The sequence below is a fragment of the Streptomyces sp. NPDC051677 genome, from assembly GCF_044453465.1.
GTDB lineage: Bacteria > Actinomycetota > Actinomycetes > Streptomycetales > Streptomycetaceae > Streptomyces.
This window is the reverse complement of the sequence record NZ_JBITCT010000025.1, coordinates 30,973-57,016: the sequence shown is the minus strand read 5'-3', so window position 1 is coordinate 57,016 and position 26,044 is coordinate 30,973. Positions and strand designations below refer to the sequence as shown.

At 70.9% G+C, this 26,044-nt stretch carries 21 protein-coding genes and 2 tRNA genes; 10 read left to right on the top strand and 13 right to left on the bottom strand.

Annotated elements, in window-relative coordinates; genetic code table 11:
* Window positions 1-89 precede the first annotated feature (89 nt).
* Window positions 90-1,070, top strand: coding sequence for an NAD(P)H-quinone oxidoreductase (locus ACIBAF_RS27250; RefSeq protein ID WP_399466443.1), 981 nt, complete (start codon window positions 90-92; stop codon window positions 1,068-1,070).
* Between the two features lie 64 nt (window positions 1,071-1,134).
* Here the strand turns inward: ACIBAF_RS27250 and ACIBAF_RS27245 are convergent, their stop codons facing one another.
* Window positions 1,135-1,683 (bottom strand): hypothetical protein, encoded by a 549-nt coding sequence (locus tag ACIBAF_RS27245; RefSeq protein ID WP_399466441.1) that lies wholly within the window; start codon window positions 1,681-1,683, stop codon window positions 1,135-1,137.
* Window positions 1,684-1,846: 163 nt separating this feature from the next.
* Between ACIBAF_RS27245 and ACIBAF_RS27240 the strand changes: the two genes are divergently transcribed.
* Window positions 1,847-2,392 carry a bacterial proteasome activator family protein gene (locus ACIBAF_RS27240; protein WP_399466439.1) on the top strand — a complete coding sequence of 182 codons (546 nt, stop codon included), beginning with the start codon at window positions 1,847-1,849 and terminating at the stop codon, window positions 2,390-2,392.
* Window positions 2,393-2,519: 127 nt separating this feature from the next.
* Here the strand turns inward: ACIBAF_RS27240 and ACIBAF_RS27235 are convergent, their stop codons facing one another.
* Window positions 2,520-4,157, bottom strand: a complete 1,638-nt coding sequence (locus ACIBAF_RS27235; protein ID WP_399466437.1) for a protein kinase — start codon at window positions 4,155-4,157, stop codon at window positions 2,520-2,522.
* 360 nt (window positions 4,158-4,517) lie between these two features.
* Between ACIBAF_RS27235 and ACIBAF_RS27230 the strand changes: the two genes are divergently transcribed.
* From ACIBAF_RS27230 to ACIBAF_RS27215, 4 genes are all read left to right on the top strand, one after another.
* The gene (locus tag ACIBAF_RS27230) at window positions 4,518-6,107 is read left to right on the top strand and encodes a protein kinase (protein WP_399466435.1); all 1,590 of its coding nucleotides are present in this window, start codon (window positions 4,518-4,520) and stop codon (window positions 6,105-6,107) included.
* Window positions 6,108-7,043: 936 nt separating this feature from the next.
* A complete protein-coding gene (gene pdhA / locus ACIBAF_RS27225) occupies window positions 7,044-8,246 on the top strand; it encodes a pyruvate dehydrogenase (acetyl-transferring) E1 component subunit alpha (RefSeq protein ID WP_399466433.1) in 1,203 nt (400 codons plus the stop codon).
* A gap of 1 nt (window position 8,247) precedes the next feature.
* Window positions 8,248-9,255 (top strand): alpha-ketoacid dehydrogenase subunit beta, encoded by a 1,008-nt coding sequence (locus tag ACIBAF_RS27220; RefSeq protein WP_399466431.1) that lies wholly within the window; start codon window positions 8,248-8,250, stop codon window positions 9,253-9,255.
* 10 nt (window positions 9,256-9,265) lie between these two features.
* A complete protein-coding gene (locus tag ACIBAF_RS27215; protein ID WP_399466429.1) occupies window positions 9,266-10,765 on the top strand; it encodes a dihydrolipoamide acetyltransferase family protein in 1,500 nt (499 codons plus the stop codon).
* Window positions 10,766-10,891: 126 nt separating this feature from the next.
* Here the strand turns inward: ACIBAF_RS27215 and ACIBAF_RS27210 are convergent, their stop codons facing one another.
* The 5 genes from ACIBAF_RS27210 to ACIBAF_RS27190 form a co-directional block, all read right to left on the bottom strand.
* The gene (locus tag ACIBAF_RS27210) at window positions 10,892-13,261 is read right to left on the bottom strand and encodes a hypothetical protein (RefSeq protein WP_399466427.1); all 2,370 of its coding nucleotides are present in this window, start codon (window positions 13,259-13,261) and stop codon (window positions 10,892-10,894) included.
* 2 nt (window positions 13,262-13,263) lie between these two features.
* Window positions 13,264-13,335, bottom strand: a tRNA-Pro gene (locus ACIBAF_RS27205).
* Between the two features lie 5 nt (window positions 13,336-13,340).
* A tRNA-Trp gene (locus ACIBAF_RS27200) sits at window positions 13,341-13,413 on the bottom strand.
* A gap of 321 nt (window positions 13,414-13,734) precedes the next feature.
* Window positions 13,735-14,982: a nitrate/nitrite transporter gene (locus ACIBAF_RS27195; protein ID WP_399466558.1), complete on the bottom strand. Its 1,248-nt coding sequence runs from the start codon at window positions 14,980-14,982 to the stop codon at window positions 13,735-13,737.
* A gap of 62 nt (window positions 14,983-15,044) precedes the next feature.
* Window positions 15,045-15,752 (bottom strand): GntR family transcriptional regulator, encoded by a 708-nt coding sequence (locus ACIBAF_RS27190; RefSeq protein WP_399466425.1) that lies wholly within the window; start codon window positions 15,750-15,752, stop codon window positions 15,045-15,047.
* 233 nt (window positions 15,753-15,985) lie between these two features.
* On the opposite strand from ACIBAF_RS27190, the gene ACIBAF_RS27185 reads away from it, so the two are divergent.
* Window positions 15,986-16,888: a D-alanyl-D-alanine carboxypeptidase family protein gene (locus ACIBAF_RS27185; protein WP_399466424.1), complete on the top strand. Its 903-nt coding sequence runs from the start codon at window positions 15,986-15,988 to the stop codon at window positions 16,886-16,888.
* Between the two features lie 108 nt (window positions 16,889-16,996).
* Here the strand turns inward: ACIBAF_RS27185 and ACIBAF_RS27180 are convergent, their stop codons facing one another.
* A complete protein-coding gene (locus ACIBAF_RS27180) occupies window positions 16,997-17,821 on the bottom strand; it encodes a maleylpyruvate isomerase family mycothiol-dependent enzyme (RefSeq protein ID WP_399466422.1) in 825 nt (274 codons plus the stop codon).
* 181 nt (window positions 17,822-18,002) lie between these two features.
* On the opposite strand from ACIBAF_RS27180, the gene ACIBAF_RS27175 reads away from it, so the two are divergent.
* Window positions 18,003-18,803: a carbon-nitrogen family hydrolase gene (locus tag ACIBAF_RS27175; RefSeq protein ID WP_399466420.1), complete on the top strand. Its 801-nt coding sequence runs from the start codon at window positions 18,003-18,005 to the stop codon at window positions 18,801-18,803.
* Between the two features lie 88 nt (window positions 18,804-18,891).
* Here ACIBAF_RS27175 and ACIBAF_RS27170 read toward each other — a convergent pair whose 3' ends face one another.
* The 5 genes from ACIBAF_RS27170 to ACIBAF_RS27150 form a co-directional block, all read right to left on the bottom strand.
* Window positions 18,892-19,389: an LURP-one-related family protein gene (locus ACIBAF_RS27170; RefSeq protein WP_334578729.1), complete on the bottom strand. Its 498-nt coding sequence runs from the start codon at window positions 19,387-19,389 to the stop codon at window positions 18,892-18,894.
* 147 nt (window positions 19,390-19,536) lie between these two features.
* Complete coding sequence (locus ACIBAF_RS27165; protein WP_079661102.1) at window positions 19,537-19,791, bottom strand: DUF6458 family protein; 255 nt, start codon at window positions 19,789-19,791, stop codon at window positions 19,537-19,539.
* A gap of 90 nt (window positions 19,792-19,881) precedes the next feature.
* Entirely contained in the window at window positions 19,882-21,180 is a 1,299-nt protein-coding gene (locus ACIBAF_RS27160; protein WP_399466418.1) for a M18 family aminopeptidase, read from the bottom strand.
* A gap of 372 nt (window positions 21,181-21,552) precedes the next feature.
* Window positions 21,553-23,379: an acyl-CoA dehydrogenase gene (locus tag ACIBAF_RS27155; RefSeq protein ID WP_399466416.1), complete on the bottom strand. Its 1,827-nt coding sequence runs from the start codon at window positions 23,377-23,379 to the stop codon at window positions 21,553-21,555.
* A gap of 138 nt (window positions 23,380-23,517) precedes the next feature.
* A complete protein-coding gene (locus ACIBAF_RS27150) occupies window positions 23,518-24,306 on the bottom strand; it encodes an alpha/beta fold hydrolase (protein ID WP_399466414.1) in 789 nt (262 codons plus the stop codon).
* Between the two features lie 119 nt (window positions 24,307-24,425).
* Between ACIBAF_RS27150 and ACIBAF_RS27145 the strand changes: the two genes are divergently transcribed.
* Complete coding sequence (locus tag ACIBAF_RS27145) at window positions 24,426-24,908, top strand: SseB family protein (RefSeq protein ID WP_319337746.1); 483 nt, start codon at window positions 24,426-24,428, stop codon at window positions 24,906-24,908.
* A 162-nt stretch (window positions 24,909-25,070) separates the two neighbouring features.
* Window positions 25,071-26,042: a pirin family protein gene (locus ACIBAF_RS27140; RefSeq protein ID WP_399466411.1), complete on the top strand. Its 972-nt coding sequence runs from the start codon at window positions 25,071-25,073 to the stop codon at window positions 26,040-26,042.
* Window positions 26,043-26,044 lie beyond the last annotated feature (2 nt).

Here is a 26,044-nt window from a genome sequence, read left to right as displayed (position 1 = left end):
AGCCTCCCGACGGGACCAGCGCGAACAGCGCTGCCCACCCCAGCGACCGGGCGACCTCCGGCCAAGGGGCGAGGAGTAGCGTCCCTCTCATGCATGCGATCACGATTCCCGAACCCGGTGGTCCCGAGGCGCTCGTGTGGGACGAGGTCCCCGATCCCGTACCCGGCGAGGGCGAGGTCCTGGTCGAGGTGGCGGCCAGCGCCGTCAACCGGGCTGACATCCTGCAGCGCCAGGGCTTCTACGACCCGCCGCCCGGGGCCTCCCCCTACCCCGGCCTGGAGTGCTCCGGCCGGATCGCCGCGATCGGCCCCGGTGTCTCCGGCTGGGTCGTCGGCGACGAGGTGTGCGCGCTGCTCGCGGGCGGCGGCTACGCCGAGAAGGTCGCGGTGCCGGCCGGCCAGCTGCTGCCCGTGCCGACGGGCGTCGGCCTCGTTCAGGCCGCCGCGCTCCCGGAGGTGACCAGCACCGTCTGGTCGAACGTCTTCATGATCGCCCACCTCCGCCCCGGTGAGACGCTGCTCGTGCACGGCGGCTCCAGCGGCATCGGCACCATGGCGATCCAGCTGGCCAAGGCCGTCGGCGCGAAGGTCGCCGTCACCGCGGGCACCAAGGAGAAGCTGGCGTACTGCGCCGAGCTGGGCGCCGACATCCTGATCAACTACCGTGAGCAGGACTTCGTCGCCGAGGTGAAGCAGGCCACGGGCGGCGCCGGCGCCGACGTCATCCTCGACAACATGGGCGCGAAGTACCTGGACCGCAACGTCCAGGCGCTCGCCGTGAACGGCCGGCTCGCGATCATCGGCATGCAGGGCGGGGTCAAGGCCGAGTTGAACATCGGCGCGCTCCTTCGTAAGCGCGCCGCCATCAGCGCGACCTCGCTGCGGGCCCGTCCCCTGGAGGAGAAGGCGGCCGTCGTCGCGGCCGTCCGCGAGCACGTCTGGCCGCTGCTGGCCGCCGGCCATGTACGCCCCGTGGTCGACCGTGAACTCCCGATGAGCGACGCTCCCGACGCCCACCGGGTCGTGGAGGACAGCGGCCACATCGGCAAGGTGCTCCTGGTCGCGTCGTAGCCACAAGCGTCGGGCCCTGCCCCGGGCGGACGCCCCACACCCCGCTCACCTGCGCAGATCAGTCCTAGCCGCGGCGCAGGCGTAACGCGGCGAGGGCGAGGGCGATGCCCAGGCCGATGAGGACGAGGCCGGTGCCGAGCGGCAGGATCTGCAGCACGGGGCCGTCGGCCCGCTCTGCCTGCGTGGCCGACTGCCGTCCGGCGTCCTGGGGGGTCGCGGAGGTCGCGGGAACGACGACGGCCTGCGGGGACTCGGATCCGGTGAGGTCACCGTCGCCGTCACCGGCCTCCGCGTCGCCGCTCCCCTCGTCCGAGTCCTCCTCGCCGGTGTCCTCCCCCGCCGTGTCCTGCCCCTCTTCGTCCTCGTCCTCCCGCTGGTCGACCTTGCGGCCGGGCCGCTCGCGGCCCTCGCCCGCCCGGCTGCCTGCCCGGTCCGTTTCAGGGGAGGAGGGGACGGGGGTGGCGGACGCGGACACGGTGACGTACGGCGGGACGTGCCCGTACGCCGACACCGCCGCGTACGACGGGACGGCCCCGTAGGGCAGCACGACCACTCCCAGTGCGCCCACCGCGCCCAGGCGCATTCCGCACAACGCCCGCTGCCATGGAGTCACGTCCGTGACCCCCTCCCGGTACCCGGTTGCCAAGAAAAGTCCCAACAAGCCTCACATCAGTGAATTATCAGCGCATTACGGACTACGCCGAACGGAAACGGTGGATCACCTTTCATGGGGGGCACCACGGTGATGAGGTGGGGACGTGCGAGAGAATGGCGGCATGGAGATGCCGAGGAACGAAAGGTCGCCGGAGAACGCCCAGAAGATCCTGGTCGTAGGTCAGGACGGCATGGCGCTCGGCGGCATCGACGCTGACGAGGATTCCCGTGAGATCCCGGTGACGGAGATGGTCGAGCAGCCCGCGAAGGTCATGCGCATCGGCAGCATGATCAAGCAGCTCCTCGAGGAGGTGCGCGCGGCTCCTCTGGACGAGGCGAGCCGGGCCCGGCTGAAGGAGATCCACGCGAGCTCGGTGAAGGAGCTGGAGGACGGCCTGGCACCGGAGCTGGTCGAGGAGCTGGAGCGGCTGTCGCTGCCGTTCAACGAGGAATCGACCCCGAGCGATGCGGAACTGCGCATTGCGCAGGCCCAGTTGGTCGGCTGGCTCGAGGGCCTCTTCCACGGCATCCAGACCACCCTCTTCGCCCAGCAGATGGCCGCGCGCGCCCAGTTGGAGCAGATGCGCCGCGCGCTGCCGCCGGGCGTGAGCCACGAGGGCGCGGACGACCCGCGCGCGGGCGGCCGCACGGGCGGACCGTACCTGTAGGACCGCGGCCCCGTACCCGTAGACGGACACAAGCGGACGGACGCGAGCAGACGTACACAAAGAAGGGCCCGGCGTCATCGCCGGGCCCTTCTCGACGACGTCAGGCCGTCACGACGAGGTCAGGCCGTCACGACGCCGGGTTGCCCGAGGAGACCTTGAGCTCGATCTCGGGCATGTCCTTCGGGTCGACGTCCGTCCCGGCGGAGGGGAACTGGTCCATGACCGCCCCGTCGCCGTACGTGTTCTCGTCCACCTTCGTGATCTTGTACGGCCAGCCGGCGGCCTGGAAGCACGCCTTGACCGAGGCGATGTACTTGAACTTGAAGTTCGGCACCCGGATTTTGTCCGGGTCGTTGTACGACTCCTCCGGCTCGGAGCACTCGGTCGACTCGATCGTCTTGGAGGTGTCCGGCCCGCGGTAGTCCGCCGCCTTCGTCGCCGACGGCGAGGCGCTGGTCGTACCGCCCTTGGCGTCGTCGTCGCTGCCGCCGTTCAGCATGAGGCTGGCGATGAGGCCGCCGACCGCCACCACGGCGACGACGGCCGAGCCGATGAGCACCGTCCTGCTGTTCTTGCGGCTGCCGCCGCCCGAGGACACCGTGGTCGACGGCTGCGGGGCGAGGTTGTACGCGGGCGGGGTGTGCGGCGCCTGCTGGTGGCCGTACGCCGGAGCGGGCGTCTGGTAGCCGCCCTGCTGCGGATAGCCGTAGGAGGGGGACGGCGTCGGCGTGCCGTACGGGTTCGGGGTCGGGGCCGGCTGGTAGGGCGTCTGGACGCCCGCCTGGGGCGCCGGGGTGCCCTGGCCGACCGGCGGGAACACCGCGGAGCCCACGCCCGCCCCGCTCGACGTCGGCGCGCCCGGGACGATGCTCGGCGGGGCCGGCTGGAAGGAGGCGGCGACGCGCAGGCACTCGTCGCGCATGGCGACGGCGGTCGGGAAGCGCTCGTTCGGGTTCTTCTTCAGCGCGCGGGCGATCAGCGCGTCGACGGCCGGGGGCAGCGCCCGGTTGATCGAGGAGGGAGCCACCGGCTCCTCCTGCACATGCGCGTACGCGATCGCAAGCGGTGAATCCGCCTCGAACGGCAGCCGCCCGGTGACGAGTTGGAACAGCATGATGCCGACCGAGTAGAGGTCGGATCGGGCGTCCACCCCACGCCCCAGGGCCTGTTCGGGCGAGAGGTACTGCGGGGTGCCGACGACCATGCCGGTCTGCGTCATCGAGGTGACCCCGGACTGCATGGCGCGCGCGATGCCGAAGTCCATCACCTTGACGACGCCACGCTTGGTCATCATCACGTTGCCGGGCTTGATGTCGCGGTGGACGAGCCCCATCTCGTGGCTGATCTCCAGCGCCGCCAGCACGTCCGCCGTGATCTTCAGCGCCTTGTCGGCGGGCATCGCGCCCTGCTGCCGCACGTCCTCGTCGAGCACGGAGCCGAGCGGGCGGCCCTCGATGTACTCCATGACGATGTACGGCGTGGTCAGCCCCTCGACCTCGTCCTCGCCGGTGTCGAAGACGGAGACGATGTTGGTGTGCGTGAGTTTGGCCACGGCCTGGGCCTCGCGCCGGAAGCGCTCACGGAAGGCCTGCTCACGGCCCAGTTCGGTGTGCAGGGTCTTCACCGCGACCTGACGGTCGAGCACGGCGTCGTAGGCGAGGTGCACCGAGGCCATGCCGCCCTCGCCGAGCAAGTCGCGCAGCTGATAGCGGCCCGCGGCGAGCGCCCGCCCCGCGTACCGGCCCTGCGCGCCGTCCTGGCTCATCTTCTGCGTCCCCCGTAGGCCCTCAGGCGCCGTTGACTTGTCGTTGATCGAAAGAGCTATTCCCGGCCAAGTCTGCCGTAGGGCACTGACACGTCAAGCTCGGTGCCCGTTCCGTGACCCTACGAGAAAGAAGCGTCGCGGAAGCGTTACAGGTGCCGTACCGCCGGTACACAGAATTTGCACGCCGGTACGGCGTACGGGTTTCATGGCCGGTCCGACCCGGACCGGTGCCCGGGGGCCGTCCGGGGCATGGTTGCGGGGATCGTCCCGGACCGGAGGCTTGCGCAGAGGCTGTAGCGTGGCCGACGGAGACCGTAACAACACCGCGCGCACCGCGGGCAGAAACGACGGCGAGGACTGATGGCACAGCAGCGCGCTCAGGGCCCGTCCGACCCCGAGGCGACTGGCGGCGGTATGTCAGATGCGCCGGAGAACTGGGGCAACGGCGGGCTGGTTGGGGACGGCCGATACCGGCTGACCCGCAGACTCGGCCGGGGTGGCATGGCCGAGGTGTTCGCGGCCGAGGACGTACGCCTCGGACGGACCGTCGCGGTCAAGCTGCTGCGCGCCGACCTCGCCGAGGACCCGGTGTCCAAGGCCCGTTTCACGCGCGAGGCCCAGTCGGTGGCCGGCCTCAACCACCATGCGATCGTCGCCGTGTACGACTCCGGCGAGGACTTCGTGGGCGGCCAGAGCGTGCCGTACATCGTGATGGAGATCGTCGAGGGGCGCACGATCCGCGACCTTCTCCTCAACGCCGAGGCGCCCGGGCCGGAGCAGGCACTGATCATCGTCTCCGGCGTTCTGGAGGCGCTCGCCTACTCGCACCAGCACGGCATCGTGCACCGCGACATCAAGCCGGCGAACGTCATCATCACGCACAACGGCGCGGTCAAGGTGATGGACTTCGGCATCGCGCGCGCCCTGCACGGCGCGTCCACGACGATGACGCAGACCGGCATGGTCATGGGCACCCCGCAGTACCTCTCCCCGGAGCAGGCGCTCGGCAAGGCCGTCGACCACCGCTCCGACCTGTACGCCACGGGCTGCCTGCTGTACGAACTCCTCGCGCTGCGGCCCCCGTTCACGGGCGAGACACCGTTGTCGGTGGTCTACCAGCATGTGCAGGACATCCCGGTGCCGCCGTCGCAGACCTCGGACGGGGTGTGCCCGCCGGAGCTCGACGGCCTCGTCATGCGCTCCCTGGCCAAGGACCCGGACGACCGGTTCCAGACCGCGGAGGAGATGCGCGGCCTCGTCCAGTACGGCCTGCAGATGCTGTACGACCAGGGCGGTCACACCGGCACCTGGAACACCGGCCCGGTCGGCGCGCACGACGGCCGAGGCACGCCCGCCGGCGGCTTCGCGAGCACGACCGTGCTGCCGCACGGCGCCGACGGCTCCAGCACTTCGCAGATCCCGCAGCCGATCCTGCCCACGGGCTACGGCGGCGGTGACGACGGCGGTTTCGAGGGCCACGGCAACAAGGGCAGCGGCCGCGGCAAGCTGTGGATCCTGGCCGTCTTCGCGGTGATCGCCATCGCCGCGGGCGTCGCGCTGGCGTTGCAGGGCAAGGGCTCGGGCGGCAGCGGCGGCGACACCACGAAGTCGCCCTCCAGTTCGCCGTCGGCCGCGACCTCGCCCAGCGAGACGCCGAGCGACGAGCCGTCCGAGACGGCCACCGACGACACCTCGGACGACAGCACCGGCTCGAACTCCGACTCGGACTACACCCCGCCGTACACGCCGTCGGACAAGCCGTCGTACAGCCAGTCGCAGTCGGCCCCCGCGTCGCCGTCGGACAACCCGACGCCGACTGCGCCGACCGCGGACCCGAGCCCCCCGGTCTCGACCGACCCGGGCACGGACGGCGGGACCAGCGAGGGCACGACGCAGGGCACCACGAGCGGCACGGACCAGGGGACCACGCTCGGGAACCTCGGCAACTGACCGGCGTACGCCATCTCGTCAGCCACGCGCGCGTGGGCCTTTCAACAGGTCTCCACGCGCGCGTGCTCGTTTTCGCGGCCCCCTGGAGCCCGTTGGGCCCCGTTTCAGTCCCGCTCAGTCCGCGAACGCGCCGCAAGAGCAGGTTGAAGGGGTGGAAGTCGCCGTGCACCGGCCGCACCGGCCGGGGGTGAGCTGGCCGGGGGTGAGCTGGGCGCCGTGACGGTGGCGGCCGTCGTGGCCGGACGTCGTGGCCGGGCGGCGGGGGCGCGACCGGGGCGCCCAGGTCGGCCAGGCGCTCGATGGCCCGGTGCCGGCGGGCGATGGAGGCGGGGTCGGCGGCGTCGGGGTCGAAGTGGTGCTTGAGGAAGTGGCGGCGTGCCGGCGCAGCAGAGCGCCCAGAGGGGGCGCGCGGGGCATGTAGGGGGTACACAGGAGGGTGGCGCGCGCCCGGTGCCAGGGCACTGAACGGGGCTGTGAGCTGGACGTTGTCACAGAAAGTCACCGAAGGACAGTAGGTGGCACAGGTGGTCGCCTCAGGTCGTCCCGGGGGTGGGTGCGGTCACGCAGGCGTCCGGCGCTCACCCGATCGGTCTCCGAAACCGACTCTTCCCGTGGCCTGCCCGGCCGGGATAACGTGCCGTTGCTCCGGCCTCCTGCAAGGCTGTGACCAGGTTCCTTCCCGACTTTGCCGATTTACTTGGAAATCCAAGCAAAAACGCAGGTCAGGAGGGGTTTCACAGATATGTGGAGCACTGGGTAACGTGTTGACTGCAGGGCGCTCGCCGGGGCACCTGTCACGCCTGTTCCGGCCGAGTGGCACCCACCCCGTGCAACGGGTCGGAAACAGGTGAGCCGCTCCCCCAGGCTCTGAACGAGCAGGGGGGACCCCCAGGTCACCCGGCAACCCCGGGGGCCAGGACCGACGGAGGAGCACACGTGACCGTGGAGAGCACTGCCGCGCGCAAGCCGCGACGCAGCGCCGGAGGCAAGGCCGGCGCCACCGGCACCGAGCGCACCACCACCCGCACCACCGCGCGGAAGAGTGCCGAGCCCGAGCTCGTGCAGCTGCTGACGCCGGAGGGCAAGCGGGTCAAGAGCAGCAGGAACGCGGAGTACGCCAAGTACGTCGCCGACGTCACCCCCGAAGACCTTCGCGGCCTCTACCGCGACATGGTGCTCACCCGCCGCTTCGACGCCGAGGCCACCGCCCTGCAGCGCCAGGGCGAGCTGGGCCTGTGGGCCTCGCTGCTCGGCCAGGAGGCCGCCCAGATCGGCTCCGGCCGGGCCACCCGCGAGGACGACTACGTCTTCCCGACCTACCGTGAGCACGGCGTCGCCTGGTGCCGCGGGGTCGACCCGACCAACCTGCTCGGCATGTTCCGGGGTGTGAACAACGGCGGCTGGGACCCCAACAGCAACAACTTCCACCTCTACACGATCGTCATCGGCTCCCAGACGCTGCACGCGACCGGCTACGCGATGGGCATCGCCAAGGACGGCGCGGACAGTGCGGTGATCGCCTACTTCGGCGACGGCGCGAGCAGCCAGGGCGACGTGGCCGAATCGTTCACCTTCTCCGCGGTGTACAACGCGCCGGTCGTGTTCTTCTGCCAGAACAACCAGTGGGCGATCTCCGAGCCCACCGAGAAGCAGACCCGGGTGCCGCTCTACCAGCGCGCGCAGGGCTACGGCTTCCCGGGCGTCCGCGTCGACGGCAACGACGTCCTGGCCTGCCTCGCGGTCACCAAGTGGGCGCTGGAGCGGGCCCGCAACGGCGAGGGCCCCACCCTCGTCGAGGCGTACACGTACCGCATGGGCGCGCACACCACCTCCGACGATCCGACGAAGTACCGGGCCGACGAGGAGCGGGAGGCCTGGGAGGCGAAGGACCCGATCCTGCGCCTTCGCCGCCACCTGGAGGCCTCAAACCACACGGACGAGGGATTCTTCGCGGAACTCGAGGCGGAGAGCGAGGCGTTGGGCAGGCGAGTGCGCGAAGCGGTCCGCGCCATGCCGGACCCGGACCACTTCGCCATCTTCGAGAACGTGTACGCGGACGGGCATGCGCTCGTCGACGAGGAGCGGGCCCAGTTCGCCGCCTACCAGGCGTCGTTCGCGGACGAAGACGGGGGTAAGTGAGATGACCGAGACCGCGACAGCCAAGGCTGCGGCTTCGAAGAACCTGGCCCTGGCCAAGGCGATCAACGAGTCGCTGCGGCACGCCCTGGAGGCCGACCCCAAGGTTCTGATCATGGGGGAGGACGTCGGCAAGCTCGGCGGCGTCTTCCGGGTGACGGACGGGCTGCAGAAGGACTTCGGCGAGAGCCGCGTCATCGACACCCCGCTCGCCGAGTCCGGCATCGTCGGCACCGCGATCGGCCTGGCCCTGCGCGGCTACCGCCCAGTCGTGGAGATCCAGTTCGACGGCTTCGTCTTCCCGGCCTACGACCAGATCGTCACGCAGCTCGCGAAGATGCACGCGCGTTCGCTCGGCAAGGTCAAGCTCCCGGTCGTCGTCCGCATCCCCTACGGCGGCGGCATCGGCGCGGTCGAGCACCACTCGGAGTCGCCGGAAGCCCTCTTCGCCCATGTGTCGGGCCTGAAGATCGTCTCCCCGTCGAACGCGTCCGACGCGTACTGGATGATGCAGCAGGCCATCCAGAGCGACGACCCGGTGATCTTCTTCGAGCCCAAGCGGCGCTACTGGGACAAGGCCGAGGTCAACACCGAGGCGATCCCCGGCCCCCTGCACAAGGCCCGGGTCGTCCGCGAGGGCTCCGACCTCACCCTCGTCGCCTACGGCCCGATGGTGAAGCTCTGCCAGGAGGTCGCCGACGCGGCCGCCGAGGAGGGCAAGAACCTGGAGGTCCTGGACCTGCGCTCGGTGTCCCCGCTGGACTTCGACTCGATCCAGGCGTCCGTGGAGAAGACACGCCGTCTGGTCGTCGTCCACGAGGCGCCGGTGTTCTTCGGCTCGGGCGCGGAGATCGCCGCCCGGATCACCGAGCGCTGCTTCTACCACCTGGAGGCACCGGTCCTCAGGGTCGGCGGCTATCACGCCCCGTACCCGCCGGCGCGCCTGGAGGAGGAGTACCTGCCTGGTCTGGACCGGGTGCTCGACGCCGTCGACCGTGCCCTGGCGTACTGAGGAGAGGGTCGTGACGACGATGACGGAAGCGTCCGTACGCGAGTTCAAGATGCCCGACGTGGGCGAGGGGCTCACCGAGGCCGAGATCCTCAAGTGGTACGTCCAGCCCGGCGACACGGTGACGGACGGCCAGGTGGTGTGCGAGGTCGAGACGGCCAAGGCCGCCGTCGAACTGCCCATCCCCTACGACGGGGTGGTGCGCGCGCTGCACTTCTCCGAGGGCACCACGGTCGACGTGGGCACGTCGATCATCGCGGTGGACGTGGCGGGCGGGGCGGGCGACGCCCCGGTCGCCGAGGTGCCGGCGCAGGCTCCCGCGCAGACGCCGTCCGCCCCGGAGAAGCAGTCCGAGACGGCGAAGCCGGAGGCCGGGAAGGCCCAGGCGGCGAAGCCGGCGGGCGCAGGCCGCCAGCCGGTCCTCGTCGGGTACGGGGTGGCCGCTTCCTCCACGAAGCGCCGCCCGCGCAAGGGCCCCGAGATCTCGGTGCCGCAGGTCCCGGAGACGGTCCAGACCGAGCTCAACGGCCACGGCAGCGGGCCGGCCCCGAAGGAGCGCCCGCTGGCCAAGCCGCCGGTGCGCAAGCTCGCCAAGGACCTGGGCGTCGACCTCGCCACGGTGGTCCCGTCCGGCCCGGACGGCATCATCACCCGCGAGGACGTCCACGCGGCGGCGGCCCCGGCGGCAGCTCCGACAGCGGCTCCGGCAGCCGAGCCGCAGGCGCCTGCGGCGGCCCCGCAGGCACCGGCGCCTCAGGCCCCGGTCACGGCGCCCGCGCCCACGGCCGTGCCCGTACCGTCGTACGACGCGGCGCGGGAGACGCGTATCCCGGTCAAGGGTGTCCGTAAGGCGACGGCGCTGGCGATGGTCGGCTCGGCGTTCACCGCGCCGCACGTCACGGAGTTCGTGACGATCGACGTGACGCGCACGCTGAAGCTCGTCGAGGAGCTCAAGCAGGACAAGGACCTGCAGGGACTCAGGGTGAACCCGCTGCTCCTCATCGCCAGGGCGCTGCTGGTCGCCATCAGGCGCAACCCGGAGATCAACGCGTCCTGGGACGAGGCGGCGCAGGAGATCGTGGTCAAGCACTACGTCAACCTGGGCATCGCGGCCGCGACCCCCCGGGGCCTGCTGGTCCCGAACATCAAGGACGCCCACGCCAAGACGCTGCCGCAGCTGGCGGAGTCCCTGGGCGAGCTGGTCTCGACGGCGAGGGAGGGCAAGACGTCCCCCGCTGCCATGCAGGGCGGCACGGTGACCATCACCAACGTCGGCGTCTTCGGCGTCGACACCGGCACCCCGATCCTGAACCCCGGCGAGTCCGCGATCCTCGCGGTCGGCGCGATCAGGCTCCAGCCGTGGGTCCACAAGGGCAAGGTGAAGCCCCGCCAGGTGACGACGCTGGCACTGAGCTTCGACCACCGGCTGGTCGACGGGGAGCTGGGCTCGAAGGTGCTGGCGGATGTGGCGGCGATCCTGGAACAGCCCAAGAAGCTGATCACCTGGGGGTAGCCGCCCCGGAAGCGCAGGAAGCCTGGAGGCGCAGGACGCGCAGGAAGCCTGGAAGCAGCCAGGCCGTCAGGAGAACGGCCGCGCACCCCGAGCGGGAGCGCGGCCCCCTCCCCGCCGGGGGAGACCTCAGGCGGTCGAGGCCGGCTCCGTGCGCAGCCAGTGGCCGTCCGTCGTCCAGCCGAGGAGCAGACGGCCCGCGCCCTCGTCCGGGCGGCCGCCCTCGGCGACCTGGTGCAGTCCGGTCAGGGCGGGGGCCAGCCGGGCGGTCACATGGGCGGGGTGGCGGGTGAGTTCCTCGGACAGCCAGGCCAGGGTGCGGGTCCGCTCGGCGGGCGTGCACAGGGACAGGTGGAACAGCAGCTGCCGCCACGCGTAGGCCACGTCCTTGATCGTGGGCAGCGGGCGTGGGTTGGCCTGCACACGGGTGGTCAGCCGGCACACGGTGACGAAGCAGCGCCGGGCCAGCTCCTCCCAGCCCACGGCCGGGGCGATGCCCACCCGGTGGACCAGCGTGGCCAGATTGTGCGTGGTGAGGATCTGCGCCTGCTCGATCACCATGCCGTTCGCGGCCGGCGACCAGTATCCGTGCTGCCGGTCGAACGAGGACGAGGCGCTCTGTTCCCGCTCCACGCACAGCTTCGCGAACCCGGGCGAGGTCCTTGCCCCGTAGGACCGGGTCAGCGCCTCTCCGGTCTCGACGATCGCCAGGTTGCGGACGGCCCGGTAGTCGATGCCGTAGTAGCGCTCGTAGAGCGATCCGCCGCCCAGCAGTTCCGCCGCGATCCGGGCCGCGGTGAGGAACTTCGGGGTGAACGTGCCCATGAAGATGTCAGCGGCCAGCTCCTCCACCAGGGGCGCGCCCAGCTCGGCCTGGCGGGCCAGGACGGACAGCTCGCGGATCAGCGGGTTGGGCAGGAGCGTGCCGGGAAAGGCCTGCACGGTCAGCTCGCCCAGCTGCCGCAGCGCGCGGGCCGACACCTCGCCCGCTTCGCTGTCCGTGCGCTGCCCGGCCACGGCCCGCACCCACGGCAGTTCCTCCGCGCGTACCTGCCGCTGGAGGCTGAGCAGCAGCAGCGAACGGCGGCCCGCGAACGCCCGGTGGTGGGCGGCCGCCAGCGTCCGCAGGGCCGGGTCGGGGTGGGCCTGCGCGGCGGTGACGGCGACGAGCTGCGGGACGAGCTCCGCCAGCACCTCCGCGGAGGGCACGATCCCAAGCTCCACCAGCGTGCCGAGGGGGGCGCTCAGCGCGGCCTCGACGGGACGGCGGACACCGGCCGGGACGACGGCTCGCACGGGCAGCCCGGTCTCCCGCGCCTCCTCGCCGCTCACCGGGGCGACCAGCGGCGCGACCTCGGCCACGCCCGCCTGCTGGTCCAGCCCGGACAGCCGGCGCAGCACCAGCTGGGCCAGTGCGTGGTGCGAGGGCAGTGCGGCCTGGGCGGCCTGCTCCCGGCGCAGCGCCCGGAACTCCGCCGAGTCGGGCAGTCCGCGCCGCTGCACCATGGAGGTGACGGCGTGCCGCAGCAGTCCGAGCCAGCGGGCGTCCAACTCCCGCCCGGCGACGGTCTCCTCCAGTGCCCCGCGCAGGATCGCCAGGTTCTCCTTCGGCTTCAGGTGCTTGGTGCAGCGGGTGTGGCGGCGGGCCAGGTCGCGGTAGCGGCGCAGCAGTTCGGCGCCGCGCTCGTGCCAGCCGTCGTCGGGGACGCGCGTGCCCACCTGGTCGGGCTGCCCGGCGTCCGCCTGCCCGGTGTCCGGCTGTCCGGCGTCGGCGGTCTCCAGCCAGTGCGCGAGGAGTTCGTCGCCGAACGGCTGCCAGACGGCCAGGGCCTCCCGCTGCGTCTCCACCGCCGCGTTGGTCCGTCGCCGCGCCAGGCTCTGGCCGGCCTCGGCGACGGTCTGTCGGTGGACCGTCCCGGCGTCGGGCGCCGGGCGGTCGGCCGGGCGCGGTGCGAACCGCAGCCGATCCGCGAACGGCGCGAGTTCCTCGACGAGCGTGAGCGCCGCGTCCGTCTCCCCGGCCCGGGCCAGCCAGGCCACGGTGAGCAGGGCGGCCTCCTCGGGGACGGTCACCTCGTACCGTCCGCTGTCGAGGAGTTCGCAGAGCTGCGCCAGCCCGTCCTCGGACAGCCAGTACGCGAACAGCGCCCGTCGGTCCTGCGGCACTCCGGCCCGGCGCGCGGCCTCGACCTCGTACGCCGTCAGGGGGCCGCCGGCGCTCGGCTCGCCGGTGGCGAAGCCGCCGCGGAGCACCGCGGGGGTGACCCATGCGGGCAGTCCCTTGACGGGGGTGCGGGAGCCGATGCCGAGCAGCCCGTTCGCCATGCCGGTCAGCACGGAGCGCCACGCACGCCCGCGTTCCTCGGCCCGGTGGCGGGTGTCGGGGTCGTCGTGGGTGAGCGCGGTCCTGAGCGCCTTGGCCAGTTGGCCGGCGGCGTAGCCCGGGTTGGCCTGCGGGGTTGCCGGGGCCGGATGCTGCTGGTCAGCGTCGTCGTTCATAGCCGGCATGGCGGGTGCTGCCCCCGCGCCCTCCGGGTCCCAAGCCCGGTGCTCTGCTGCTGAGCTACACGCCGATGAGCCGACGTGGCGGGTTCCGCCCCCGCGCCCTCCGGGTGTGGAGCCCGGTGCTCTGGCTACTGAGCTACACGTCGATGAGACGTGACGCTAGAGGTCGAACGGGTGCCCGGACAACCGGATTTCGCGATGCCCCGCACGCGTGCCCGCGTGCCGTGCCCGTGCGCCGTGCCCGTGCGCCGTGCCCGCGTGCCGTGCCCGCGTGCCGTGCCCGTGCGCCGTGCCCGTGCGCCGTGCCCGCGTGCCGTGCCCGCGTGCCGTGCCCGTACGCGTGCCCGCGTGCCGTGCCCGTACGCGTGCCCGCGTGCCGTGCCCGTGCGCCGTGCCCGAGACCCGTTCCGTGACCCGTGACCCGTGACCCGTAACCAGTGCCCATGCCCGTACCTGTGCCCGTGCCCCTACACCGGCACGTGGACCGTCTCTACCCGGCTGGCCACCAGGCGCTCCCGTTCTCGGCGGGCCGCTCGCTTGCGCAGGCGCAGGATCTGGCTGATGCCGAGGGCCTGGAGGACGAAGACGCAGGAGAAGGCGATCGTGTAGTCGTCGCCGGTCGCGTCCAGCAGCACGCCGATCGCGAAGAGTGTCGTCATCGACGCCACGAAACCACCCATGTTCGTGATGCCGGAGGCCGTGCCCTGACGCTCGGGCGGGTTGGCCGGGCGGGCGAAGTCGAAGCCGAGCATGGAGGCGGGCCCGCATGCGCCGAGGACCGCGCAGAGCGTCACGAGCAGCCACATCGGCGCCCGCTCGCCCGGGTATGCCAGGGTCGTCGCCCACGTCAGGGCCGTCGCGCCCACCGTGCCCAGGGCCAGCGGCAGCCGCGCCTCGTGGTGGCGGGCGACGATCTGGCCGTAGACCAGGCCCACGAGCATGTTGGACAGCACCACCAGGGTGAGGAGTTCGCCGGCCGTCGCCCGGGACAGGCCCTGTGCCTGCACCAGGAACGGCAGACCCCACAGGAGCAGGAACACCATCGCCGGGAACTGGGTGGTGAAGTGCACCCACAGCCCCAGCCGGGTCCCGGGCTCGCGCCAGGACGCGACGATCTGACGGCGGACGTACGCCGCGCCCCGGTGCGGGAACGGCTCGGGCTCGTGGCCCTCGGGGTGGTCCTTCAGGAAGAGCAGCAGGAGGACCAGGACGACGACGCCCGCCAGCGCGCTGCCCGCGAAGGCGGCCGTCCAGCCGATGCCGTGCAGCAGGCGGGCCAGGACGAGCGTGGAGACCAGGTTGCCCGCCATGCCGGCCAGACCGGCCATCTGGGCGACCATCGGTCCGCGGCGCGCCGGGAACCACCTGCTTCCCAGCCGCAGAACGCTGATGAACGTCATCGCGTCACCGCAGCCGAGCAGCGCGCGGGAGGCGAGGGCGGTGCCGTAGGACGGGGAGAAGGCGAAGCCGAGTTGGCCGGCGGTGAACAGCACGACGCCGATGGTCAGCACCTTCTTGGTGCCGAGCCGGTCGACCAGCAGGCCCACCGGTATCTGCATGCCCGCGTAGACCAGGAGCTGGAGGATCGAGAACGTGGACAGCGCCGAGGCGTTCACGTGGAAGCGGTCGGCGGCGTCGAGGCCGGCCACCCCCAGCGACGTACGGAAGATGACGGCGACGAAGTAGACGGAGACGCCGATCCCCCAGACGGCCATCGCGCGCCGTCCGCCCGGCGGGTCACCCGGAAGGGTGGAGTTCACGCGGCGGGCGCCGGCGCTCATCGGACCTCCCCGCGAGCCAGGTGCGAGAACCAGTCGACGTGCCGGTGCACGATCCCGACGGCCGCCTCCGCGTCGCCGGAGCGCAGCGCCTGGAGGATCTCCTCGTGCTCGGTGAGCGTCTTGGCGATCCGGTCGGGGTGCGTGTGCATGATGGCGACGCCCATCCGCAGCTGCCGGTCGCGGAGTTGGTCGTAGAGCCGGGACAGGATCTCGTTGCCGCCGCTGCGGACTATCTCCGCGTGGAAACAGCGGTCCGTCACCGCGGCCCCCGCCAGGTCGCCCGCCGCGGCCTGCTCTTTCTGCTTCGCCAGCAGCTCTTCCAGGCGCTCGATGAGGGCGGCCGGCGCGGGGACGGCCTTGCGCGCCGCGTGCTCCTCGACCAACAGACGGGTCTCCACGACGTCCGCGATCTCCTGTGCGGAGACCGGCAGGACCAGGGCGCCCTTCTTCGGGTAGAGCTTGATCAGCCCCTCCACCTCCAGGCGCAGCAGCGCCTCCCGCACCGGTGTGCGCGAGACCCCCACGGCCTCGGCGAGCTCGCCCTCGGTGAGGAGGGTGCCGCCCTCGTAACGGCGGTCCAGGACACCCTGTTTGACGTGCCCGTACACGCGGTCGGCGGCGGGCGGCTGCTTGACGGGAGCGGGAGCCGGGGCGGGCGGCTGAGCGGGGATGGCGGCGGGGGCGGGCGGGGCGGACGATGGCATGTCCACAGGATAGATACAACACGTACGCATCGGGGGGCCGGTCCACATTCCGGGACCGGGAGACGGGGTCGGCGTCAGGGGCAGGTAAGAGCCTCGCCAAGTAATCGGAAATTCGGTCCAGCAGCCGCACAACTTTCTGTGCTACTTACGTGTCACACACATGCGGCCCCTTCTGCTATCCCCTTCAACTTGGCCGCATCGCAGGGGCATTCGACGTAATCGGGGTATTTCAGTTGATAACCGCTATCAAGGGCATTCGAGTCCGCAGGGCCGCAGCCGTTGCCGTCACCGCCGGCGCAGTGCTCGCGACCGGAGCCCTCACCGCGGCACCCGCGCAGGCCGTTGCCATACCGACGATCGCCGCCAAGACCGGCTTCGTGATGAACAACGCGAACAGTGCGGCGCTCTACAACAAGGGCATGGACACCAAGCTGTCCACCGGCTCCACGACGAAGATCATGACGGCGAACGTCGTGCTGTCGCAGACGAACCTCAACCTGAACGCCACCGTCGTGATCCAGAAGGCGTACAGCGACTACATCGTCGCGAACAACGCGTCGTCCGCCCGGCTGATCGTCGGTGACAAGGTCACCGTCCGTCAGCTGCTCTACGGGCTGATGCTGCCGTCCGGCTGCGACGCCGCGTACGCCCTGGCCGACAAGTTCGGCACGGGCACGACGCGCGCCGCCCGCGTCAAGAACTTCATCGCCAAGATGAACAGCAAGGCGAAGACGCTCGGCATGACGAACACGCACTTCGACTCGTTCGACGGCATCGGCAACGGGTCGAACTACTCGACCGCCAAGGACCTGACGAAGCTCGCCAGCAACTCGCTGAAGAGCGCGAACTTCCGCGCGGTCGTCAAGACGAAGTCCTACACCGCCAAGACCATCACCAAGACCGGCTCCACTCGCACCATGGCGGCCTGGACCAACACCAACACGCTGCTGAGCAGCTACAGCGGCGCCATCGGCGTGAAGACCGGCTCCGGCCCCGAGGCGAAGTACTGCCTCGTCTTCGCCGCCACCCGTAACGGCAAGACCGTCGTGGGCACGGTGCTGGCCTCCACCAACGCGACGGTGCGCGCCGCCGACGCGACGAAGCTGCTGAACTACGGCTTCGCCCGACTGGGCTGACGCCCGCTCCGCTCCACACGGGCCCGTCGTGATCCACACGACGGGCCCGTCCCGTTGTCGGCCCCGCCGGCCTCGACGGGCCCGCAGGCCCTGATGCGGTTGCGGGTGCTACCTGGTCACCGCGAAGTTCCGCAGGACCGCCGCCGTCAGCTCCGGCTCGCCCTCCGCCTTCACCCGGTCCGAGACCGCCTCCGGCGTCACCCGACCGCAGGCCAGCCGCACGTACGTCTCCCAGTCGAGGGTGAAGGCGGCGGCCGGGCCGAGCGCGGGCGCCGTCTCCAGGGTGCCGCGGCCCTGGATGTCGACGCGGATCGTGCGCAGGAACTCGATCGGGCCGTGCACGTCGAAGACGACCGCGGAGCTGCGCGGCGCGTCGGCCTTCTCGGCGACGACCGTCGGCAGGGCGGCGAGCAGCTCGTCCCGGGCGATGTGCGCGCCGGGGGAGTCGAGGTTGCCGGGGCGGCCGAGGGCGGCGCGCAGGTCCTGCTCGTGCACCCACACGTTGAACGCGTGGCCGCGCATGGACTCCTCGAGCGTGAGCTCGGTGCCGAGCGGGCCGCGCACCACCGTGTCGGGCTGCCGCGACTCGTTGCGCAGCTGCCGGTTGCGCCGGATCACCGTGTACTCCAGCTCGGACGTCATCTCCGGCGCCGTGTGGTGGCGGCGGACGTCGACCTGCATCTCCATGTAGCGCTGGAAGTCGTTGGTGACGTGGAACAGGTCGCGCGGGAGGGTGTGAATAGGGCGTGGATCGCCGTACATCTCGCAGTCCAGGCCGATCACGTGCGAGACGACGTCGCGCACCGACCAGCCCGGGCAGGGCGTCCTGCGGTTCCAGTCCGCCTCCACCAGCGGCTGCACCAGCTCGGATATCGCTTCGATGGAGTGGGTCCAGGCGTCGGCGTAGGGCTGGAGGGTGGGATGCAGACTCACGGAACGGGACCCCTCGGCGGTCGGTACTCGGGTGGGCTGTGGCGGCGTTGCCAGCGGGAGGTGGCTGCTGTCGGCGGTGTTTCGGAACGCTAAGTTACGCTGCTGTGAGGCACCCCGGCAGTGCTTTCGTGTGACGATCGTAGGCCCGTGTGGACGACTCGAATGCCAGGACGGTGGTAGTGTGCGCGCCTCTCTGATCCAGATCGCCGTAGAAGAGGGCGAATCGGTCGAATCGCGGCGGCTGCGGGTCGCCGCGCTGGTACGGGAACAGGCCGGGGCCGCCGACCTGGTGGTGCTGCCGGAACTGTGGACGACCGGGGCGTTCGCCTATGAGGACTTCGGCGGCGAGGCCGAGCCCCTGGACGGGCCGACGTATGAGGCGATGGCCAAGGCCGCGAGCGACGCGGGCGTGTGGTTGCACGCGGGCTCGATCCCCGAGCGGGACCCTGAGGGCCCCCTCTACAACACGTCTCTCGTCTTCTCCCCCTCCGGTGAGCTCGCCGCCGCCTACCGCAAGATCCACCGCTTCGGCTTCGACAAGGGCGAGGCCGTGCTGATGGGCGCGGGCGAGGAGCTGATGACGGTCCGCCTCCCCGAGACGGCCGTCGGCATCGCCACCTGCTACGACCTCCGTTTCCCCGAACTGTTCCGCGGTCTCGTGGACGCCGGCGCCGAGACCTTCGTCGTCTGCGCGGGCTGGCCCGAGCGCCGCAGGGCGCACTGGACGCTGCTGGCCCAGGCGCGGGCGGTCGAGAACCAGGCGTTCGTGCTCGCCTGTGGAACGGCCGGGACGCACGCCGGAGTTCCCCAGGCAGGTCACTCGATCGTGGTCGATCCCTGGGGCGAGGTGCTGGCGGAGGCGGGCGCGGGCGAGGAGATCCTGAGGGTCGAGTTCGACCCGGCGAAGGTCGCCGCGACCCGGGAACAGTTCCCGGCCCTGAAGGACCGAGTACTGGGACTGCCACGGCCCCGGGCTCTCTAGTCGTCCTCGGTCGTCCTCGGTCGTCCTTGGTCGTCCTTGGTCGTCCTCAAGCGTCCTCAGTCGTCCTGGGTCCTCCTCAGCCGTCCCCTCAGTCGTCCTCCCGCTCCTTGTCGGCGAGGTGGATCACGCACACCGCCACCGCGATCAGCAGCGCCGGATCCGCGTCCTCCCGTACGACGTCGACGCCGTAGGTCTCCCGCACGTGCAGCCAGCGCCGGGAGACGACGGCCAGGAGTTCGCCGTCGTACTCGACCGCGAACTCCCGGTCGAGGATCTTGCCGCTGACGTCGAGTTCGGTGCGGCCGTCCGCCAGGCCCACCCGGTAGTGGTTGCGCAGCAGGGACAGCCGTTTGCGCCGGACCGTCGCGAGCGGCTCGCCGCCCCGCTCGATCACCATCGTGTCCCGCAGGGCGAACATCTTCTGGTGGATGTCGATCAGGACCTGCCCACGGGTGTCCTTCAGCTCGAACGTGTCCCGCAGCCTCATCGCCTTGCCGTCGACGAGGTACACCTTGTTGCCCCGGTCGTCCTCGATCCAGTAGTCGTCACCGATGCCGAGGAGCCGGTCGCGCACGAGGAATCTCATGCCGGTACAGCTTCCCCGGCGACCGCGCCACGACGCCGCCGCTAGGCCGACGGGCTGAGACCGCTCTGCTTCTTCACCGCTGTGACCGGCGCGCGGCGGACCCCGGTTCCGGTCCGCCCCGCGGAGGGCGGGGCGGACGGGAGCGGGTCAGACGCCGTAGCCGTCGCTGTACCCGTCGCGGTAGCCGTCGCGGTGTCGGTCCGTCTCGACCACCGTGGTCGAGGGAGGCACCATCACCCGGCGGCGCCGGGCGATGCTGCTGAAGGTCGTCACGCCGATCAGGCCCACGATCATCAGGATGACGCCGACCAGGTCGAGGTTGACCCCCTGCATGTCCCAGTCGGTCGCGAACGTGAGGATGGCTCCCACGGCGATGAGGATGATGCACCCGCCGAGGCCCATGATGTCGCCTCCCTGTCAGGAGTACCGGTCGGTCCGGCTCCGGCGGCCGGGTACCCCCCTCCCCGCGAAGTACCCCTGACCGTCCCTCAACTACCCTTCCAGGAACGCTGTCAGCGCGTTGGCCAGCAGGTACGGGTCGGCGTCGCCGCACAGTTCCCGGGCGCTGTGCATGGACAGGATGGCCACGCCGATGTCGACCGTGCGGATGCCGTGCCGGGCGGCGGTGATCGGGCCGATGGTCGTGCCGCACGGCATGGAGTTGTTGGACACGAACGACTGGAACGGGACGTCCGCCTTCTCGCAGGCGGCGGCGAAGAGCGCTCGGCCCGTGCCGTCCGTGGCGTAGCGGTTGTTGACGTTGACCTTGAGGATCGGCCCGCCGTTGACCCGCGGGTGGTGCGTCGGGTCGTGCCGCTCGCCGTAGTTGGGGTGGACGGCGTGACCGGTGTCGGAGGACAGACAGACGGTGCCCGCGAAGGCTCTCGCCCGGTCCTCGTACGACCCTCCGCGCGCGAAGACCGAACGTTCCAGCACGTTGCCCAGCAGCGGTCCGTCCGCGCCGGTGTCGGACTGCGAGCCGTTCTCCTCGTGGTCGAAGGCGGCCAGGACCGGGATGTACGGCAGCTTCTCGCCGCCGGTCGCCACGGCCGCCAGCGCCGCCGTCCCGGCGTGCACGGACAGCAGGTTGTCCATGCGCGGTCCGGCCACCAGTTCCTGGTCGCGGCCCAGGTAGGCGGGCGGTTCCACGGAGTGCGTCATCAGGTCCCAGCCGGTGACCTGGCCGGCGGCCAGCCCGGCCTCCTCCTCCAGGAAGGCGATGAGGTCGCCGTCGCGCATGTCGTTGCCCAGGCCCCAGACGGGCTGGAGATGGCGCTGTTTGTCGAGCTTGAGGCCGTCGGCGGTGACCGACCGGTCGAGGTGGATGGCGAGTTGGGGGACGCGCAGCAGCGGACGGCCGACGTCGACGAGGCGCGTCGAACCGTCCCGCAGGGTCAGCCGGCCGGCCAGGCCCAGGTCGCGGTCGAGCCAGGAGTTGAGCAGCGGACCGCCGTAGATCTCCACGGCCACCTGGCGCCAGCCGTGCGCGCCGGTGTCGGGCCGCGGCTTGACGCGCAGGTTCGGGGAGTCGGTGTGTGCGCCGATGATCCGGAACGGCGTGTGCGGCGCGGCGCCCTCGGGGACGTACCAGGCCACGATCGCGCCCCCGCGCAGCACGTACTTGCCGCCGCTGGTCCCTTCCCAGGCGTCCGTCTCCGAGACCTGCCGGAATCCGGCCTTCTCCAGTCGCTCCGCCGCGTTCGCCACGGCGTGGTACGGCGACGGGCTCGCCGTCAGGAACGTCATGAGGTCGTCGGTGTGGCCGCGGTCGAAGCGGGAGGGTTCGCTCATGGGGTTCACCTTAACGACGTACGAAAGCCCGCTCCCGGCGATGGGAGCGGGCCCTCGTGAGGACAATGTGGAGTGCTGCGCGGGAGCGCTTCCGGGGAGCGCCCCGCGGTTGTCCGGGTGGTCAGGGGTGGTCCGGGCTGGTCCGGAGAGATCCGGACCTCTCCCGAGAGATGCGGAGAGATCCGGAGACATCCGGGTGGGTCCGGAGACATCCGAGTGGGTCGGAGGGATCCGGGTGAGTCCGGGTGAGTCCGGGTGGGTCCAGGTCGGTCAGGAGACATCCGGGTGGATCCACCCGGATCCACCCGGATCCACCCGGATCCACCCGGATCCACCCGGATCCACCCGGATCCACCCGGATCCGGGTGGATCCTAGAACGCGGCCTCGTCCAGCTCCATCAGGTCCAGCTCGACGTCCGCGGCGATCTTGCGGGCCAGCGTGACGCCCGGCAGGACGTTCGCCGCGAAGAACTTCGCCGCCGCGATCTTGCCGGTGTAGAACGCCACGTCTTTGGCGGAGGCCGTCTCCAGCTTCTCGGCGGCGACCGCGGCGCCCTTCAGCAGCAGGTAGCCGACGACCACGTCACCCGAGGCCAGCAGCAGACGGCTGGTGTTCAGGCCCACCTTGTAGATGTTCTTGACGTCCTGCTCGGTGGCCGCGAGGTCGGTCAGCATCAGGCCGACGATGGCCTCCAGCTCGACGGCGGCCTTGGCCAGGTGCTCGCGGGCGCCCGCCAGCTCCTCGCCGCCGGTGCCGAGCGCGAGGAACTTCTTGATGTCCTCGGCGAGGGAGTTCAGCGCCGCGCCCTGGTTGCGGACGATCTTCCGGAAGAAGAAGTCCTGGCCCTGGATCGCGGTGGTGCCCTCGTACAGGGTGTCGATCTTGGCGTCGCGGATGTACTGCTCGATCGGGTACTCCTGCAGGAAGCCGGAGCCGCCGAAGGTCTGCAGCGACTGTGCCAGCTGCTCGTAGCCCTTCTCGGAGCCGTAGCCCTTGACGATCGGCAGGAGCAGGTCGTTGAGCGCCTCCAGCGCGGAGACGTCCTCGCCCGCGGCCTCCTTGACCTGGATCTCGTCCTGGACGGAAGCCGTGTAGAGCACCAGCGCGCGCATGCCCTCCGCGTACGCCTTCTGCGTCATCAGCGAGCGGCGCACGTCCGGGTGGTGGGTGATGGTGACCTTGGGCGCGGCCTTGTCCATGAAGTTCGCCAGGTCGGGGCCCTGGACGCGCTCCTTGGCGTACTCCAGCGCGTTCAGGTAGCCCGTCGACAGCGTGGAGATCGCCTTCGTGCCGACCATCATGCGGGCGAACTCGATGATGCGGAACATCTGGCGGATGCCGTCGTGCTTGTCGCCGATCAGCCAGCCCTTGGCGGGGTGCTGGTCGCCGAAGGTCATCTCGCAGGTGTTGGAGGCCTTGAGGCCCATCTTGTGCTCGACGTTCGTCGCGTACACGCCGTTGCGCTCGCCCAGCTCGCCGGTCTCGAAGTCGAAGAGGTACTTCGGGACGAGGAAGAGGGACAGGCCCTTGGTGCCGGGGCCGTGGCCCTCCGGGCGGGCGAGGACGTAGTGGAGGATGTTCTCCTCCATGTCGTGCTCACCGGACGTGATGAACCGCTTCACGCCCTCGATGTGCCAGGAGCCGTCCTCCTGCTGGACGGCCTTGGTGCGGCCGGCGCCCACGTCCGAGCCGGCGTCCGGCTCGGTGAGGACCATGGTGGAGCCCCAGGTCTTCTCGACGGCGAGCTGGGCGATCTTCTTCTGTACGTCGTTGCCCTCGTCGAAGAGGATGCCGGCGAACGCCGGGCCGGAGGCGTACATCCACACGGCCGGGTTCGAGCCGAGCAGCAGCTCCGCGTACGCCCAGATCAGGGAGCGCGGGGAGGTGGTGCCGCCGATCTCCTCGGGCAGGCCGAGCCGCCAGTACTCGGAGTCCATGAAGGCCTTGTAGCTCTTCTTGAAGGAGGCGGGAACCGGCGCGGTGTTGGTCTCGGGGTCGAAGACCGGCGGGTTGCGGTCGGCGTCCGCGAAGGACTCCGCCAGCTCGTTCTCCGCGAGGCGGGTCAGCTCCTCGAGGATGCTCTTCGCGGTCTCGGTGTCCATCTCCTCGAACGGGCCGGTGCCGTACAGCTTGTCGCGCCCGAGCACCTCGAAGAGGTTGAACTCGATGTCGCGGAGATTCGACTTGTAGTGCCCCATGGCGACGGCTCCGTAGAGAGATCGGCGAGGGACTTGGACCTCGCGCTAGTTCACGTACCAACAAGTAGCAAGTACCTACGATGATGCTACCCGCCGGTAATAAGTCGCAACCCCCACTCGCCCAAGTGTGAGAAGGGTCTACCTGACGGGGTCGGCGACGGGTTCCCGGAGCGCTTCGGTCAGGAGGGCCGCCCAGCGCGCCGGGTGTTCGCTGAAGGGCAGGTGACCGCCCGGCATCTCCGTCAGCCGCGCCCCCGGGATCCCGGCCGCCGTGGCGCGGTGCAGCCGGGGCGGGACCAGCCGGTCGGCCACCGGCGAGATCACCAGCGTCGGCACGGTGATCCCGGCCAGGTCCGCGCGGACGTCGGCCCGGATCACCAGGTCCACGTGGTCGGCGGTGCCTTTGGGGGCCATCCGCCCGGCCAGCTGCGCCGCCACCTCCAGCTCCGGCGCCGTCAGCGCCTCCAGCGCGGCCGGACTCAGGGCGTGCGCCAGCACGAACCGGCCGAGGGTGTCGGCATCCCCCGCCGTGCACAGCGCCTGCCACACCTGGGCGGTCAGCCGCAGCTCCGCGTCGGCGTACGGGAAGGGGGCCGTCAGAACCAGCGCGGTGACCCGCTCGGGATGGCGCGCGGCCAGTCGTATCGCCACGGATCCGCCCAGGGAGTACCCGCTGACGGCGAACCGATCCAGTCCCTCCGCGTCGGCAACCGCCGTCAACTCGTCCGCCAGCGTGTCCAGTTCGAGCGGCCGCCCGGCGCGCGGGGTGCCGCCCGTGCCCGGGTAGTCGACGCCGACGACCGTGTGTCGGGCCGCCAGGGCGTCCATGACCGGCCCGTAGTTCGCCCCGACGGACCCTCCGGCGCCGTGCGCCAGCAACAGGCCCGGCCCAGAACCGCGAACCGTGCGGGCGTACGAAGAAGGCATGCGTCCCCCCGGTATGTGTAGCAACCGATACCGAAACACCGTAGCGGCATTTCCGTATCGACCGCTAGATAAATTGCCCGCCCCTTCGCCGCGCCGCCCGTCTCGGTACGCTTGCGCCCATGTACGGATACGGCCAGCCCATGGACGGCGGTGCTGCGCAGCAGCAGTACGCCCCGCCGCAGCAGCAGATGCCCGGCGGCCACGGCGGGTACGGCCAGCAGCCGCCGCTCTATCCGGAGCCGTCCCCGCCCTCCCTCGCGGACGCGGTGCGGGCCTTCACCACCGGGCAGCTCGCCGCCGAGGACTTCCAGCAGGTCTTCGCGACCTCCAAGGTCTACTGCCCGCGCGGCGACAACCCCGGTTTCCTCGCCCTGCACAACACCCAGCAGCCGGTGATCCCGATGTTCACCTCCCTCAAGGAGCTGCGCCGGTACGCGGGCAAGGAGTCCAAGTACTTCGTGATCACCGGCGCCGAGGTGATCGACCTGCTGCCCACCGGCTACGGGTTCGTCCTCGACATGGAGGGCGAGCACCGGATGGTGTTCGACGCGAAGGCGGTCGAGCAGATGGTGGAGTTCGCGATGCGGCGGATGTACGGCTGAGCGGCCGAGGGGGCCGGCCGGGCGGCCGTGAATCTCGGCGCCCGGCCCAGGCGAACCACTGCGGAGCCCGGAGGGAATGTCCTCCGGGCTTTCGTCGTTCTGGGTGGCAGAAAGTTCAATGCTCAACTAAACTCGGACACACGTCGCCCTAGGAGGTCGGACATGCCCGCAGTGACCGTCGACAACCCGCTGACCCTGCCGCGCGTCTCCGCGTCGGTGGACGCGGTGGCACGTCCCGTGCTCGCCGTCACGACCGCGCCCAGCGGATTCGAGGGCGAGGGCTTCCCGGTGCGCCGCGCGTTCGCCGGGATCAACTACCGCCACCTCGACCCGTTCATCATGATGGACCAGATGGGCGAGGTGGAGTACGCGCCGGGCGAGCCGAAGGGCACGCCCTGGCATCCGCACCGCGGCTTCGAGACCGTCACCTACATCATCGACGGGATCTTCGACCACCAGGACAGCCAGGGCGGCGGCGGCACCATCACCAACGGCGACACCCAGTGGATGACGGCCGGGTCGGGCCTCCTGCACATCGAGGCGCCGCCGGAGTCGCTGGTCATGTCCGGCGGTCTCTTCCACGGGCTCCAGCTGTGGGTGAACCTGCCGGCCAAGGACAAGATGATGGCGCCGCGCTACCAGGACATCCGCGGCGGCCACGTCCAGCTGCTGACCACCCCCGACGGCGGCGCGCTGCTCCGCGTCATCGCCGGCGAGCTGGACGGCCATCAGGGCCCCGGCATCACGCACACGCCGATCACGATGATCCACGCGACGCTGGCGCCGGGCGCGGAGATCACCCTGCCGTGGCGGGAGGACTTCAACGGCCTCGCGTACGTCCTGGCGGGCAAGGGCTCGGTCGGTGCCGAGCGCCGTCCGATCCACATGGGTCAGACTGCGGTCTTCGGCGCGGGCTCCGCGCTGACGGTCCGCGCGGACGAGAAGCAGGACTCCCACACGCCGGACCTGGAGGTCGTGTTGCTGGGCGGACAGCCGATCCGTGAGCCGATGGCCCACTACGGCCCGTTCGTGATGAACACCAAGGACGAGCTGCAGCAGGCCTTCGAGGACTTCCAGAAGGGCCGACTGGGCACGATTCCCGCGGTGCACGGAATGACGGAGGGCGGCCTGTAAGG